Annotated in this window: 10 protein-coding genes and 4 pseudogenes; 7 read left to right on the top strand and 7 right to left on the bottom strand. The window is 71.6% G+C overall.

The features are described from left to right. Positions 1-217 precede the first annotated feature (217 nt). A pseudogene (locus ABZ449_RS12635) lies at positions 218-395 on the bottom strand (IS630 family transposase); the annotation flags it as partial. Between the two features lie 155 nt (positions 396-550). On the opposite strand from ABZ449_RS12635, the gene ABZ449_RS12630 reads away from it, so the two are divergent. The 5 genes and pseudogenes from ABZ449_RS12630 (at position 551) to ABZ449_RS12610 (ending at position 3,165) form a co-directional block, all read left to right on the top strand. After that, the gene (locus ABZ449_RS12630; RefSeq protein ID WP_360344590.1) at positions 551-1,207 is read left to right on the top strand and encodes a hypothetical protein; all 657 of its coding nucleotides are present in this window, start codon (positions 551-553) and stop codon (positions 1,205-1,207) included. 71 nt (positions 1,208-1,278) lie between these two features. Next, a pseudogene (locus ABZ449_RS12625) lies at positions 1,279-1,398 on the top strand (IS5/IS1182 family transposase); the annotation flags it as partial. Positions 1,399-1,599: 201 nt separating this feature from the next. Next, the gene (locus tag ABZ449_RS12620; protein WP_360344587.1) at positions 1,600-1,830 is read left to right on the top strand and encodes a hypothetical protein; all 231 of its coding nucleotides are present in this window, start codon (positions 1,600-1,602) and stop codon (positions 1,828-1,830) included. 103 nt (positions 1,831-1,933) lie between these two features. Beyond that, the gene (locus ABZ449_RS12615; RefSeq protein WP_360344584.1) at positions 1,934-2,422 is read left to right on the top strand and encodes a GNAT family N-acetyltransferase; all 489 of its coding nucleotides are present in this window, start codon (positions 1,934-1,936) and stop codon (positions 2,420-2,422) included. Further along, on the top strand, positions 2,419-3,165 hold the full coding sequence (locus tag ABZ449_RS12610; RefSeq protein WP_360344581.1) for a hypothetical protein: 747 nt from the start codon (positions 2,419-2,421) through the stop codon (positions 3,163-3,165). Before ABZ449_RS12615 ends, ABZ449_RS12610 begins: the two co-directional genes overlap by 4 nt. 424 nt (positions 3,166-3,589) lie before the next feature. Here ABZ449_RS12610 and add read toward each other — a convergent pair whose 3' ends face one another. Further along, positions 3,590-4,543, bottom strand: a complete 954-nt coding sequence (gene add, locus ABZ449_RS12605) for an adenosine deaminase (protein ID WP_360344578.1) — start codon at positions 4,541-4,543, stop codon at positions 3,590-3,592. A gap of 296 nt (positions 4,544-4,839) precedes the next feature. Here add and ABZ449_RS12600 point away from each other — a divergent pair. After that, positions 4,840-4,983: pseudogene (locus ABZ449_RS12600) on the top strand (GNAT family N-acetyltransferase); the annotation flags it as partial. 84 nt (positions 4,984-5,067) lie between these two features. On the opposite strand, the gene ABZ449_RS12595 reads toward ABZ449_RS12600, so the two are convergent. Continuing rightward, positions 5,068-6,213 (bottom strand): protein-L-isoaspartate(D-aspartate) O-methyltransferase, encoded by a 1,146-nt coding sequence (locus ABZ449_RS12595; protein WP_360344575.1) that lies wholly within the window; start codon positions 6,211-6,213, stop codon positions 5,068-5,070. Next, the gene (locus ABZ449_RS12590) at positions 6,210-6,341 is read right to left on the bottom strand and encodes a hypothetical protein (RefSeq protein ID WP_360344572.1); all 132 of its coding nucleotides are present in this window, start codon (positions 6,339-6,341) and stop codon (positions 6,210-6,212) included. The genes ABZ449_RS12595 and ABZ449_RS12590 overlap by 4 nt, the downstream gene beginning before the upstream one ends. A gap of 309 nt (positions 6,342-6,650) precedes the next feature. Here ABZ449_RS12590 and ABZ449_RS12585 point away from each other — a divergent pair, with 309 nt between their 5' ends. Continuing rightward, positions 6,651-8,054 (top strand): hypothetical protein, encoded by a 1,404-nt coding sequence (locus ABZ449_RS12585; protein WP_360344569.1) that lies wholly within the window; start codon positions 6,651-6,653, stop codon positions 8,052-8,054. 96 nt (positions 8,055-8,150) lie between these two features. Here ABZ449_RS12585 and ABZ449_RS12580 read toward each other — a convergent pair whose 3' ends face one another. The 3 genes and pseudogenes from ABZ449_RS12580 to ABZ449_RS12570 all read right to left on the bottom strand — a co-directional run bounded on the left by ABZ449_RS12580 (position 8,151) and on the right by ABZ449_RS12570 (position 12,605). Beyond that, positions 8,151-9,545: a cytochrome P450 gene (locus ABZ449_RS12580; RefSeq protein WP_360344565.1), complete on the bottom strand. Its 1,395-nt coding sequence runs from the start codon at positions 9,543-9,545 to the stop codon at positions 8,151-8,153. Positions 9,546-9,583: 38 nt separating this feature from the next. Beyond that, positions 9,584-11,584, bottom strand: a complete 2,001-nt coding sequence (locus tag ABZ449_RS12575) for a hypothetical protein (protein ID WP_360344562.1) — start codon at positions 11,582-11,584, stop codon at positions 9,584-9,586. 259 nt (positions 11,585-11,843) lie between these two features. Beyond that, positions 11,844-12,605 (bottom strand): annotated as a pseudogene (locus ABZ449_RS12570) (class I SAM-dependent methyltransferase). Between the last annotated feature and the right edge of the window lie 66 nt (positions 12,606-12,671).

Genomic DNA, 12,671 nt, shown 5'->3' with positions numbered 1-12,671 from the left:
TCGACGAGAACGACACCGTCCTGCACACCGAACTCGTCGCCGAAATCGCCGACGAGCCCAACTACGAGGCCGCACTCGCCGCCCTCAACTAACCATCCCCGCGAACTCCCACGTTCGCAACGGCCCGCCCCACCCCACCCCGCCCCGAAGACGGGACCGCGAGGGACGGGGCGGGCCACCCCGCCCTCGTCCCACATGCACACGGCACAGAGATCAGGGCGCCGTCCGGGCGGGCCTCACGAATCGACTTGAGCGCGGCCCGGGGTGTTGCCGGCGCCCTTCTTGCGGCAGTTGACGCCCCAAAGTGTGTCGTCGCCGATCGAGTGGCAGCCATGGAAGTAGCGCACTCCGTGGGTGCGACGGTGGGTCGCGGGGTGCCGCTCGGGTCGTCCCTGTTTGACCCAGAATCTGCGAACGGACCAGCGGGGGAAGGGCTGGCCGAGCTTGGCCACCACACCCAGCCGTCGGACGGACGTCTCCCCGCGTCCAAGCGTCAGAACCGCCGACCCTACCCAGGAGTTGCCCTCTTCCCTCGCGATACGGTGCTGCCATGTCTCGATCAGTCGAAACCGGATCAGCCTTGTCTCCCGTCACCGCGGACGACGTCGACCTTGCCGCGCGGCTCGCGGTGGGCGTCCTTCGGGACGCACCCCCGGACGGGTGGGGCGGTAAGGCCGGTTCGCTGGAGTGGGACTGCTGGGAGACCGTCGAGCACCTCGCCAACGACCTGTTGTACTACGCCGTGCAGCTGGGGCCGCAGAGCCCGCCGCTGGACACCCATGTGCCTTTCGCGTTGCACCAGAAGAGGCCGGACGGCCCCGCGTACTTCCTCTTCGCGGAGCGTGATGCAGGTCCGGCCGGCCTGGTGCAGGTACTGGAGGCGTGCGGCGCGCTGCTGACCGCCATGGTGCGTACGACGCCGCCCCGGGTCCGCGCCCACCACGCCGCCGGGGTGTCGGATCCTGAAGGCTTCGCGGCGATGGGGGTGGTGGAGACGCTGGTACACATGCACGATGTGGCGGAAGGCTTCGGGCTTGCCTGGACCCCGCCCTCCGCTCTCTGCTCGCGGGTGCTCGCCCGTCTGTTTCCGGAGGCTCCGGGCGGCGCGGATCCCTGGCTCACCCTGTTGTGGGCCACCGGCCGCGCCGAACTGCCGGGGCACTCTCGTCTCACCACATGGCGCTGGCACAGCACACCGCGGTCATAGGAGGGGATCGGCTTCAGCGGCGGACAGGCCGATGATCGTGCCCTTACCGCGGCGAGAGCGCACCGGGCCACGGCATCCTGATGCTGTCCAGGCGGCTCGTGCGCGACTACGAGAGCAGGGTGCGCTGGGCCGTGATCGATGTGATGGCGCGCAGGCTGACCGGTCAGACCACACCCACCTGGCGCGGGTGACCGCATGGACCTCCAGACCACACCGTTCCTCGATCGGATCGACGCACGTGAGCGGGAACTTGCTACCACCACGGAACAGCTCCGCACGCAGCTTCTCGCCCTGTCGCCAGCTACTCCGAAGCCAGCCGATCCGCCGCCAGCCCTGCTGGCCCCCCGGCCTGCCAGCAGATTCCCACCGTCCTCGCAGACGCCGCCGGGCCGATGCGCGCCCGCGACCTGTGCGAGCATCTCGACCTCGCCATCATGCCGAAGAACATCGAGAGCACCCGGCGCAAGCTCAAGCGCCTGGTCGGTCTCGGCGGCCTGGTCGGGCCCGAACCCGGCTTGTTCGCCCAGCACTGCACTGCCCGAGCAACTCCGCGCCCCGGCTTACCTGACCCGAGCCGACGGTTGAACCGGGCTGGCGCCCTGCCAACGGGCATCACCGGCTGACGTCGGGGCCGGTCCGAAACCCCTTGGACGGCACGGGACCGGGTTGCTGAAATGGGAGACGTCGGCTGCCGGAGCCGGTTGCCGGAGTCGAAGGGGTGCGGCGATGACCGAGATCAGGCTGCACCTGTCGGTGCGCGCCCTCACCGATGCGGACCTGCCGTCCTGCGCCTGGGCCGGCTCTCCCAAGCACGTGCGCGAGCTCGCCCACCAGATCCGCCGGGCCGAGGCGGGGGAGATCGACTACCTGGCGGTGTGCACGCCGGTCGGGCTCCCGGTGGCGGTAGGCGGCATCGACTACACGGTCGAGCCCGGTGCCGGGACGCTCTGGCAGCTCGGCGTCCATCCGGCGCTGCAGTCCTGCGGGATCGGCACGCTGCTGATCCGCTCCGCCGAGCAGCGGATCGGTGCCCGGGGCCTGACCCGCGCCGAACTCGCCGTCGAGGAGAACAATCCGCGCGCCCGCGCCCTCTACGAGCGCCTGGGCTACCGGACTGTCGGCCGCGAACTCGACTCCTGGGACGTGGAGGCGGAGGACGGTTCGGTCCAGCGGTACGAGACGATGTGCACGCTGATGCGCAAGGAGCTGACGTGACACTGGATTTCGCGGCGTTCGTCGCCGATGCGACGGCAGATCCGGCCGTCGTCGGGCTCGTCCTCAAGGGTTCCCGGGCTCACGACGGCATGACCACCCGTCACTCCGACCACGACCTCTACGTCATCCTCGCCGACGACGCGGCGAGCGAGCTGGCCGCGCTCGACGGCTACCGCTCCGCTCGGCTCGACCTGGTCGTCACCACCCTCGAGCGTTTTCGCCGGCCCGCCGACTGGGAGCGGTACGCCATCGCCCGCTCCCAGGTGCTGGTCGACCGCCGCGACGGGGAGGTCACTCGGATCGTCGCCGCGATGGGACGGCTCGGCGCCGAGGAGGCCTTCCGGTCCGGCACCGCCCTGCTGGACGCCTACGCCAACGCGCTCTACCGCTCGGTGAAGAACCATCGCGACGGCACCCCGCTCGCCGGCCGCCTCGACGCGGCCGCCAGCGTCGGATTCCTGCTCGACCTGGTCTTCGCCCTGGACTGCCGACCGCGCCCCTACAACGAGTACCTGGCCTGGGAACTGGACCGGTTCCCGCTGCCCGGCTGGGAGAGCGCCGCCCTGCTGGACACCGTCGCCCGGATCACCGCGACCGGCGAAGTGGCGCCGCAGCAGCGGCTCTTCGCCCGGGTGGAGGCGGCTGCCCGGGCCGCCGGCCACGCGGCGGTGCTGGACGCCTGGGGCGAGGACCTGCTGTTGATGCGGCCCCACCCGGACTCCCCGGCCCACCAGCCCTCCTGACCTTCGGAGCGCCGAGAGCTTGGTGCGGATACTTCGCCCGGCATCCCATGGTCGGGGCGATGCCGATCAGGCACTCGATCTCGGTCCGGAAGCCGATGAGTGCGTAGGCGGTCACGCGCAGGTGGCCCTCAAGGCAGACCAGGTCGTCCTGCCTCTCGCCTACGAGGATGAGCGGAGGAAACCGCTCGCCCCTGAGGAGCCTAGGGTCGACCTCGTTCGCCTGGCACCGCCCGGGCAATTCCGTCGCTCCGCGCCACCAGCCCACCCTGGCCCAAGCCAGCGGCCGAATCGGGTAAGGCGGTTCAGGACGTCCTCCGAGTGTGTCCGGGGCCGAGGCGCGCCAAGGGCAGCCGCCCCGGCCGTGACCGTGACGCGGCCGGGCCAGGCCGGCGGTGGAAACGCCGCTCTCCGGTCGGGCGGGCCGTCAGGGAAGCAGGCGTGCGCGGACGGTTTCGTCGCAGAGCGCGCCGGCCAGACCGGCAGCGTAGGCCGCGGAGGCGTCGAGCCCGAGGCCGGCCGCCACCTCGTATTCGCGATTGAGGTCGGTGCCGAACATGGCCGGGTCGTCGGTGTTGATCGAGCACAGCGCGCCGGCTTCGCGCAGCCGCGGCAGTGGGTGCTCGGAGAGGTCGCGGACCACACCGGTACGGACGTTGGAGGTCGGACACACGTCGAGCACCACGTTCCGGTCGACGATCTCGGCCAGCAACTGCAGGTCCTCCACAGCCCGGATGCCGTGACGCAGCCTGACCGCACCGAGGCCGAGGGCCTCCCGGATCGACTCCGGGCCGGCGACCTCCCCCGCATGAGGCACGAACGCGAGCCCGCCGTCCTGGGCGATCCGCACAGCCTTGCCGTAGGGCGCGAGCGGACCTCGCCGCTCGTCGCCGCCGATGCCCAGGCCGACCACGCCGCGGTCCCGGTAGCGCACCGAGACCCGTGCACACTCCTCGGCCAGTTCCACGGGGCACCCGCGGTAGAGGTCCGGGGTCAACCGCACGGTCACGCCGAACCGCTCCTGTGCCTCGACGGCACCTTCGCAGTAGCCCGTGTAGATCTCGTCCCAGCCGATTCCGCCGGCCTCCACGCGTTCCGCCGGAGAGAAGATGCCCTCCAGGTAGACCGCGCCCTGGCCGCCCGCCTGCCGTGCGTAGTCGACGACCACCTGGCGAAAGTCGTCGGCGGTGCGCAGGCAGTTGGTCGTCATCACCCACACCTCGATGAAGTGACGGAAATCGGTGAACCGGTAGAGCTCGGCCAGGCCTTCGACCGTGTCGGCGGGCAGCGACTCGTGGTTGCGCCGGGCGATCTCCAGCAGCGTCTCCGGCTGGATCGACCCCTCCAGATGCACATGCAGTTCGATCTTCTTGGTCGTCATGTACAGGAGCATTCCACAGATCGGACATGTGTCCGCCCGGCGGCCGACTGTGCACGGAGCCGGTCGTCGCCTTTCCGGACAGGAAGGCCGAAGCAACGAGCAACGGGACGGCGGGACCAGCACACCCATACGCGGGGAGCGAACCGCACCATGCCACCCACACGGGAACGGCTCCGAGATCAACCCACCGAGCGAAGCCAAGCCCGACCGATCCACAGATATCGACAATTGAGATCGTGTCGGACATGAACGAGACGGAACACCCCGTGTCCGACGCTTCCGACCTGCTGGGCAGGATGGAACGGAACCTGGCCGAACGCGCCTGCCACCTGCACCGCGCCATGGAGCATACGACCGTCACCGAGACCGCCGATCTCGTGATCGCCGACAGCGGGCTCGACGACGACACCTTCAACATCGTGGCGGCGGCACGCTTCACCGACGACACCGCTCCCGACCGGGTGACGGAGACAGCCGAGTACGCAGTCACCCCCTGACAGCGCACCCGATCGCGCGGGTCGGCCTCAACCCCGTACGGACGGCAACAGATTGCCGGGCGCGTCCAGCCACGCCCGGTGCGCGCCCCCGGCCACGGTCAGCCCGAACCGCTCGAACCCCGGGCGGCCGGCCTCCACCCACCACCGGACGGTCTCCTCGACCTCCGACCACAGCCGACGCGGACCCGACTGGCGAACCTCGAACCGGCTCGCGCCGTCCACGGAGTCCACCGTCGCCCAGGAGGTGACACCCGTGTCGAACAGCCACAGGGTGGTCATGTCGCCGCCGTCGCCGCGCCGGTAGTACACGTCGGGCACGGCCAGGCCCACGACGAAGGACGCCAGCCAGTCGTCGACGACACCGAGTGGGCTGAGGTTCGTGAACTCCTGCACGGCGGCGCCGGGCCAGTCACCGGGCAGGTAGTCGTCGACGGGCGGAGCCTGGTAGCGCTGCTGCCGCATGCGCATGAACGCCGACGATCCGGTGAACGGGCCCGTGGCGGTGGCACCGGCCACGGTCAGGCGGGCCACCGCTCCGCCCCCGAAGAGCGGAGCGAACGGCAGCACCAGGACGCCGTGCGGGCGGATCTGCCCGATCACGGCCGGGGGAACCTCCCGCACCGAGCAGGTGAGAATCCCCCGATCGTACGGGGCTCCCGGCGGGTATCCGTCCGCCGCGTCGCCCACCACCGTGGTCGGGACGGCGTCGAGGGCCCGGAAGTTGACCGCGGCCTGGGCGGCGACCGCCGGGTCCAGTTCCACCGTCACCACGTTGTGGGCTCCCTGGCGCTCGGCCAGCAGTCCGGCGTTCCAGCCGGGGCCGGTTCCGCCCTCCCAGACCTTGTGGCCTTCACGGACGTCCAGGTCGCGCAGCATGGAGGCCACCATCGTCGGCATGGAGACCGACGAGGTCGGCTCTCGCTGTCCACTGTCCGATCCGTCGTCCCACTGCGTCACGATCGCCGCGTCGGAGTACGCGAGTTGCAGCCACCTCTCGGGGTTCTCCGCGCGGTCGCAGCGTTCGTAGCCGTCACTGGTGCTCGCCCAGAAGAGGTCCGGCAGGAAGAGGTGGCGGCCGACGTCGAGGAAGGCCTGCCGCCAGTCGGGGGCCAGCGCGCCCGAGGCTTCCAGCCGGTCGATCAGTTGGACCTGGCCGCCGGCGACCGCCGTCATTTGTGCTTCGGCTCGGGAGTGGGGCCCTGTCCGTCGGGGTTCGGCTTCGGACCGATCTCCGGGCCGCCGGGCTTGGCGTGGGCGCCGCCCTTCCCGTCGTTCGGACCGCCCTTGTTCTCGTCACCCACGGTGGTTCCTCCTCCTACGTGGCGCCTCGCTGCCGAGCAGAGCGTAGTCGATCGGCCACCCGAAGTGAATTGATCGTGACCCTCATGGCGATCGCCGCCCGAATTGTGGGAACTTGAGGCCTTTCTGTCGAGAGCACCGGTCTCCCCGGACACCGATGGGGACCCCGGTGCGCCGGCCGGGCGTGACCGTACGGCCGAACGAAAGCAACAGCGGCGCCGCTGCCGTGTCGACCGCTGCGCCGCGCCTACCGTGGGGCTGTGCGCTCACGAGAGAGTCAACTGATCCAGTCCGTCAGGTCCGGTGCTGAGATGGACTTCAGCCCGTCTGCTGCCGAGATCGCAGCCGACCTCATTCGGAACCTGATGCTGGGCCGAGTCGGTGGACCGCCTGATCCTCGCGGTATTCGGATCACCGGCGCGACGATCACCGGTCGGCTTGATCTGACGGATGTGCGCAGCTGCCTCCCGCTTCAACTCAGGGAGTGCACATTCGCGGAACCGGTCATCATGGACCGCGCCGAATTGTCGTCCCTCCTGCTGAGCGGATTCATGCCGGGCTTTCGGGCCACTCGTCTACGTTTGAAGAACTCCCTCACGCTGGCAGGGCTGACGATCTCCGGGAGCGACGAGGACGGCCTGGTGCAGATCCAGGACGCGTACATCGCCGGAGAACTGGACCTCACCGACGCACGCCTGGACAACAGGGTCGGGCCGGCCGTCAACGCCGATGGGATCTACGTCGGCGGCGCCTTGCGCATGCAGAAGCTGTGGGCCCGAGGCGTCGGAGAGTCGGGAGCCGTGCGAGTCCGTGGCGCGAAGGTGTCCGGTCGGTTCACCTTGCAGGGGGCCACTGTCACCAACGAGTCGGGCAGTGCCGTTGTCGGTGAGGAGTTGCGGGTGGGGGACGTCGCGGTGATGTCGGAACTGACCGCCACCTCCGCCGGCGACATGGCCACACTGCGGTTGACCGGTGCCCACGTGGGTGGAGAGCTGACCGTGCACGGCGAGCTGATCAACTCCGACCAGGGACCCATTCTCGATCTTCGGGACGGCAGCCTCGACGGAACGTTCACCGTGGGCGGGGACGACTTCTGGAAGCAGCGGCTGGTCGAGGATCCACCACCGAAGCTGCTGCTGGACGGGTTCACCTACAAGAGCCCGCCCACCGCTCCCCATATCGACCTGTGGCTGCAGGTGATCCGGAAGTGCCAGCCGCGCTACACCTCGCAGCCGTACCGCCAACTGGCCACCGCGTGCGGCTACGTCGGCGAGGAGGAGGCGGCCAAGACCGTCCTCATCGCCAAGGAGAACGAGGCCCGCAGGCGCGTCGACCGCAGGGCCACGAAGCTCTGGAAGTGGATCTCGTGGGTCACGGTCGCGTACGGCTACCGACCTGGTCGGGCTCTGTGGTGGTTGGGCGGCGTCATGCTGGCCTCTTGCGTTCTGATGATCTGGGCCGACATGGCCGGACTGCTGCGGCACCCGACGGGCGACGGCGGCCAACCCTGTGGTGTGCTGGAGGCCGTCACCAGCTCCATCGACCGCAGCGTGCCGCTGGTGCAGCTCGGCACCGCGGGGCGGTGCCAGTTCACGGACACCTCGCTCTCCCAGACGCTGTTCGCGTTGACCGTGCTCCTGCAGGTCGCCAGTTGGGCGTTCGTGACCTTGTTCGTCGCGGGCTTCACCGGCGTGGTCAAGAAAGCCAGTGCCTGACCTCGGAACAGCTCGAGCACGTGGCCTACGTCAATCGCACCAACAGCCGCTCCGTCCGTCCAAGCCCCGAGCAGTCCGTGCAGGGCTCCGGACTCCCTAGCGGGGTACGGCCCGCATCCGGAGGTCGCCCGGTCCGTAGGAGGCCCCCAGGGCGGGGCGGGGCCGCTGCCGGCCGGGCAGGTGCTCCAGGCGCCAGCGGGCGGCGATGGTGGCGAGGGCGAGGGTGGCCTCGACCGTCGCGAAGGTGTCGCCGATGCACTTGCGGGCGCCGGTGGCGAACGGGATGAAGGCGTCGCGGGGAGGCTGGGGGCGGTCCGGGGTCCAGCGGTCGGGGTCGAAGGTCTCGGGGTCGGCGTGGAGGTCGGGCCGGTGGTGGAGGAGGTACGGGCTGTAGACGAGGCCGCTGCCGACGGGTAGCGAGTACCCGCCGAGGCTGGTGTCGCGGGTGACGGCGCGGGTGAGGAACCAGGCCGCGGGGTGGAGGCGGAGGGTCTCGACGATGACCAGTCCGGCCAGTTCCAGACGGGGCAGGTCGGCGTGCGTGGCGGGCCTCGCGCGCAGGACGGTGTCGACCTCGCCGTGCAGCCGCCGTTCGACCTCGGGGTGGCGGGCCAGCAGGTCCAGCGCCCAGGCCAGTGTGGCAGCGGTCGTCTCCGTCCCGGCCAGGAAGACGGTGAGGATCGTGTCGCTGACCTCCTCGTCCGTCATGCCCCGGCCGCCGTCCTCGGGGTCGCGGGCCGCGACCAGGGCCGAGAGCAGGTCGCCGTGGTCGGTGCCGTCGCTGCGCCGCTCGGCGATGATCCGGTCGCAGGTGCGGCGCAGCCGGGCGTGTGCCCGTGCGTAGGCGCGGTTGCCCGGCGTGGGGAGCCGGTCCAGGGGCGGGAGCAGGAGCATGCGCCGGAAGAGCCCGCCCGCGATGGTCCTGACGTCGTCGACGACCTGTCCGAGCCCGGCCGCGGGAAGGGAGCCGGAGAACAGGGCGGCGGCCGTGACCCGGGAGGTGATCGCCATCATCTCGGTGGGAACGGCGAGGGTCTGTCCCGGCTTCCAGGATCCGGTCGCCTCCTGGAAGCAGGCCGTCATGGTCCGTGCGTAGCCGGGGAGGCGGTCGGGGTGGAAGGCGGGCTGGGCCAGCCGGCGCAGCCGGCGGTGGGCCTGGTGCGGACAGCCGGCGAGGCCGTCGCCCAGGACGTCCCGGAAGCGCTCGAACACCGGGCCGCCCTTGTCGAAGAGGCGGTCGTCCAGCAGGGCCTGACGCGTCAGCTCCGGGTCGCAGATCACGACCAGCGGCACGGGGCCCATCCGGACGCGGACCAGTGGCCCGTGGGCGGGCAGCGACCTCAGGAGGGCCAGCGGGTCCCGTGCCAGGGGCACCAGGTGGCCGATCAGGGGCCACGCGCCGGGAGCCTCGGGGATCCCCCGCGGTTCTCGGCCCCGTCCCCGTGCTCCCGGTGTCCTGCGGATCCCGCCCCGGTGTGCGGTCTCGTCCATGGCGTCCGTCCTCGGTGGTCGGCCACCCCCCTGCCCGGTCACGGCAGGCGGGGTCGGGTGGTGGTGCGGTCCTCGTCCCGCGCCGTCAGGGCGGCCGCGATCCCGTCGACGAGCCGGCCGCAGGGGCCGACTCCGGTGAGTTCCGCGCTGCTCGTCAGCGTGCCGATGAACGCCCGGCGGACGGGGATCCCCTGACGGGGCGGCAGGGCGTAGCTGTCCCAGACGGCGTGGTAGGTGTCGATCGACAGCAGCGCGTCGGCATCGCCGGGCGGGGCCGGGGCGAGGCCGGGGCCGGCGATGACGTGCTCCCAGAAGCGGGCCGTCAGATCGGCGAGCCGGGTGACGACGCCGTCGACGGCGGGGGCGGCGGGGGCGACGACGGCGGTGATGCCGGGAGCGGAGGAGGCCGCCACCAGGAACAGCTCGCGCCACAGCGGTGCCTGCCATGGCAGTTCGTCCGGCGCGGCCGTGGCACAGGCACCGATGGCCCGGTGCGCCACGGCGGCGCAGGCGCGGGTGGCGGCGGTGCCCGCTCCCGCGGTGACGACGCGGCGTGCGGCCCGTTCGGCGAGCCGGTCGACCCAGTGCGCTTCGGGTGTGTCGTCCTCGTACCACAGCGGTTCCCAACCGGGGCCGTGGAGCGTCTCCCCGTCGGTCAGCCGGGTCCGGGCCACCGGTCCGAGCCGTGGCAGTTCCGCGCCCTGGGCGAAGGCCCGTGGAAAGCCGCCTCCGGTGGCGGAGGTGGTGGACGTGGTGGACGTGGTGGACGTGGTGGACAGTGCGTGCAGCTGGGCCCGGACACCGTAGCGGGGAGCCACCAGGTACCACGCGAGCGCGCCCATGGCCGTCTCGGCGACCTCCTCGTGCCCGGCTGCTCCGCAGTCGCAGGCCAGGACGTCGTCGACGACGCGGGCGCACGCGGTGGCGTATCCGGCCAGTGCCGGGACTCCTCCTGCGGCGACGGCCAGCAGCGCCTCGTTGCAGGTCTCCCCGTGGGCGTAGTCGGTGAGGACGCCGATGATCTCGTTGTAACGGTAGGAGTTGTCGATCGCGCGGCGGATCCGGTGACAGCGGAACGAGGCGTCGAAGGTGCCGGCGCCGTCGTCGTCGAGCATCCGGTAGGGCGGTGAGCCGAAGCCCAGACGGAAGTAGGGCAGCATGGCCGCGTCCCACCACCGGGCCCATGCGTACTCGCGCGGCGTCGGTGCGCCGCCCGCGTCGGCCAGGTAGCGGTGGAGGTCGGGGGCCGGGTCGGGGGCACCGCGCAGGGCGTCCTTGGCGAGCATCACGCCGCAGGTCAGGACGGTCTCCCGGAGCGCGAGGTCGGCGGCGCGGCCGGCCACGGCGGCGATCCCTTCGCCGGCGGCCTCGATGTGCAGGCCCCGACTGCCCGCCCCGGAGTCGTCGGAGGCACCGGTGTAGTCGATGGCACTGGCCAGCACGAAGACGGCGCCGAACAGGTCCAGGAACTCGCCGGTTCCCCGGGGGAGCCAGAACGTGTTGATGCTTCCCCAGTAGTCGCGCACCGCCATCAGGGCGGCCTGGGTGGCATCCGCCGCGTGCCGCGCGGCGTACTCGGCGATGACCGGCCCGGCCTCGCCACCCTTGGCGGGAACGGCGGCGGCGAGCACGGCCAACCGTTCCCCCAGGGGGTTTCCGGGACCCGCCAGGATTCTGCGACAGACGTCCGTGGCGGCCATGATCGCCATCGGGCCGCTCGCGCGGATGCTGGCGGTGACCTCGTCGCTGGACAGCGCGTCCATGAACTCCGCGCAGATGCGGTCGCCGTCGGAGGACGCGGGGATTCCCGGTGACTCGTACGGCCGGTAGCCGGTGGCGGCCACCACGTGGGCCCCGTCCAGGCGGGAGTGGCCGGGCGGTCCCATGGTCAGCCGGGCGAGTCTCCGCCGGCACGCCTGGTCGGCGAGGCCGTCCGCCAGGCGTGCCAGGCTGTCCGGCACCGGTCCGCGCCGTCGCCGGACCACCAGCGGGTCGGGGAAACGATCCGCGCGCGCCCGCGCCCCGGTCTGAACGTCCATGACCACCTTCCGGAAATGCCGTGCTTCGCTCCGCCGCTCGACGCCCCGGACCGGCCGCGGTCCTGGTCGCACGGGGCGGGGAGCACGGACGGGGAGGACGGGACGGGAGTGCCGGACGGGGAGTGCGGGACGGCGGCCCCGCTCCTGTGATCGTGCCGGATCGCTTCCCGTCCGGCCGGTCGGCACGCGGCGCGGCGCGGCCACGTTCCCACCCGACCGGGTCCGGGCGGGCCGTCCTCGGCGAGGGCACGTGCGGCGGTCAGGCCGCGGCGCGGTGAACGTGGGCGGTCATCGGGGCGGTGACCGGCCCCGGGCCCAGCCGGGACGTCATCTCCTCGATGACGGTGGCCCGGACGGCCGGTCCGTCGCCGCGCTCCTCGACGGCCGCGCGCACCGGTGTCCCGGTGAGGTACCCGATGGCGACGTCGGCGGTCGATGCGGCCCGGCCCTGAAGCGTCAGCTCCTGCTGGTCCTCGACGGCGAACCCGGCGGCCGTCAGATCGGCGGCCACGACGGCGGGGTCGGCGTAGCCGTGCGGAACCGTCGGGAAGAAGCGCGGCGGATCGACCGGGAAGGCCCGCTCCAGTCCGGCCTGCAGGGCCACTTCGTAGGCGTGCGTCGCGAGCGGGCCCCAGGTGTTGAACAGGAACCGGCTGCCCGGGGCCAGCACCCGGCGGACCTCGGTGAAGGCCTCTACGCGGTCGGGAAAGAACATCACGCCGAACTAGCAGACCACCAGGTCGAAGTCCCCGTCCGGGAACGGCAGGCGCTGCGCGTCGGCCTGCCGCCACGCCGCGCCCGGGGCCCGGGTCGACCCGAAGGCGATCATGGCCTCGTTCAGGTCGGTGGCCGTCACCTCGGCCGAGGGTGCCGCTGCGAGCAGTTCTGACGTCAATACGCCAGTTCCTGCGGCCAGTTCGAGGATCCGCCGAGGGTAGAGTGCCGCCGCCCGGGCGCTCAGGTCCTGCGCGAAGGGCCGGAAGACCACCGGCACGAGGTACTGCTCATAGGCCGCCGGCATGGACTCGGACCACCGGCGGTCGGCATGGATGCCCGTCATCCTCCAGACGGTAGCGGCGCGGCGGGA

It is taken from the genome of Kitasatospora sp. NPDC005856 (genome assembly GCF_040629945.1).
GTDB lineage: Bacteria > Actinomycetota > Actinomycetes > Streptomycetales > Streptomycetaceae > Kitasatospora.
The sequence above is the reverse complement of the archived record's forward strand: the minus strand, read 5'-3'. Positions and strand labels throughout refer to the sequence as shown.

Excerpts from the sequence above, each read along its gene's own strand:
- ABZ449_RS12580 (WP_360344565.1), bottom strand. The coding sequence starts at position 9,545 with ATGGACGAGACCGCACACCGGGGCGGGATCCGCAGGACACCGGGAGCA.
- ABZ449_RS12585 (WP_360344569.1), top strand. The coding sequence starts at position 6,651 with ATGGACTTCAGCCCGTCTGCTGCCGAGATCGCAGCCGACCTCATTCGG.
- ABZ449_RS12630 (WP_360344590.1), top strand. The coding sequence starts at position 551 with ATGTCTCGATCAGTCGAAACCGGATCAGCCTTGTCTCCCGTCACCGCG.
- ABZ449_RS12615 (WP_360344584.1), top strand. The coding sequence starts at position 1,934 with ATGACCGAGATCAGGCTGCACCTGTCGGTGCGCGCCCTCACCGATGCG.
- add (WP_360344578.1), bottom strand. The coding sequence starts at position 4,543 with ATGACGACCAAGAAGATCGAACTGCATGTGCATCTGGAGGGGTCGATC.
- ABZ449_RS12595 (WP_360344575.1), bottom strand. The coding sequence starts at position 6,213 with ATGACGGCGGTCGCCGGCGGCCAGGTCCAACTGATCGACCGGCTGGAA.
- ABZ449_RS12575 (WP_360344562.1), bottom strand. The coding sequence starts at position 11,584 with ATGGACGTTCAGACCGGGGCGCGGGCGCGCGCGGATCGTTTCCCCGAC.
- ABZ449_RS12620 (WP_360344587.1), top strand. The coding sequence starts at position 1,600 with ATGCGCGCCCGCGACCTGTGCGAGCATCTCGACCTCGCCATCATGCCG.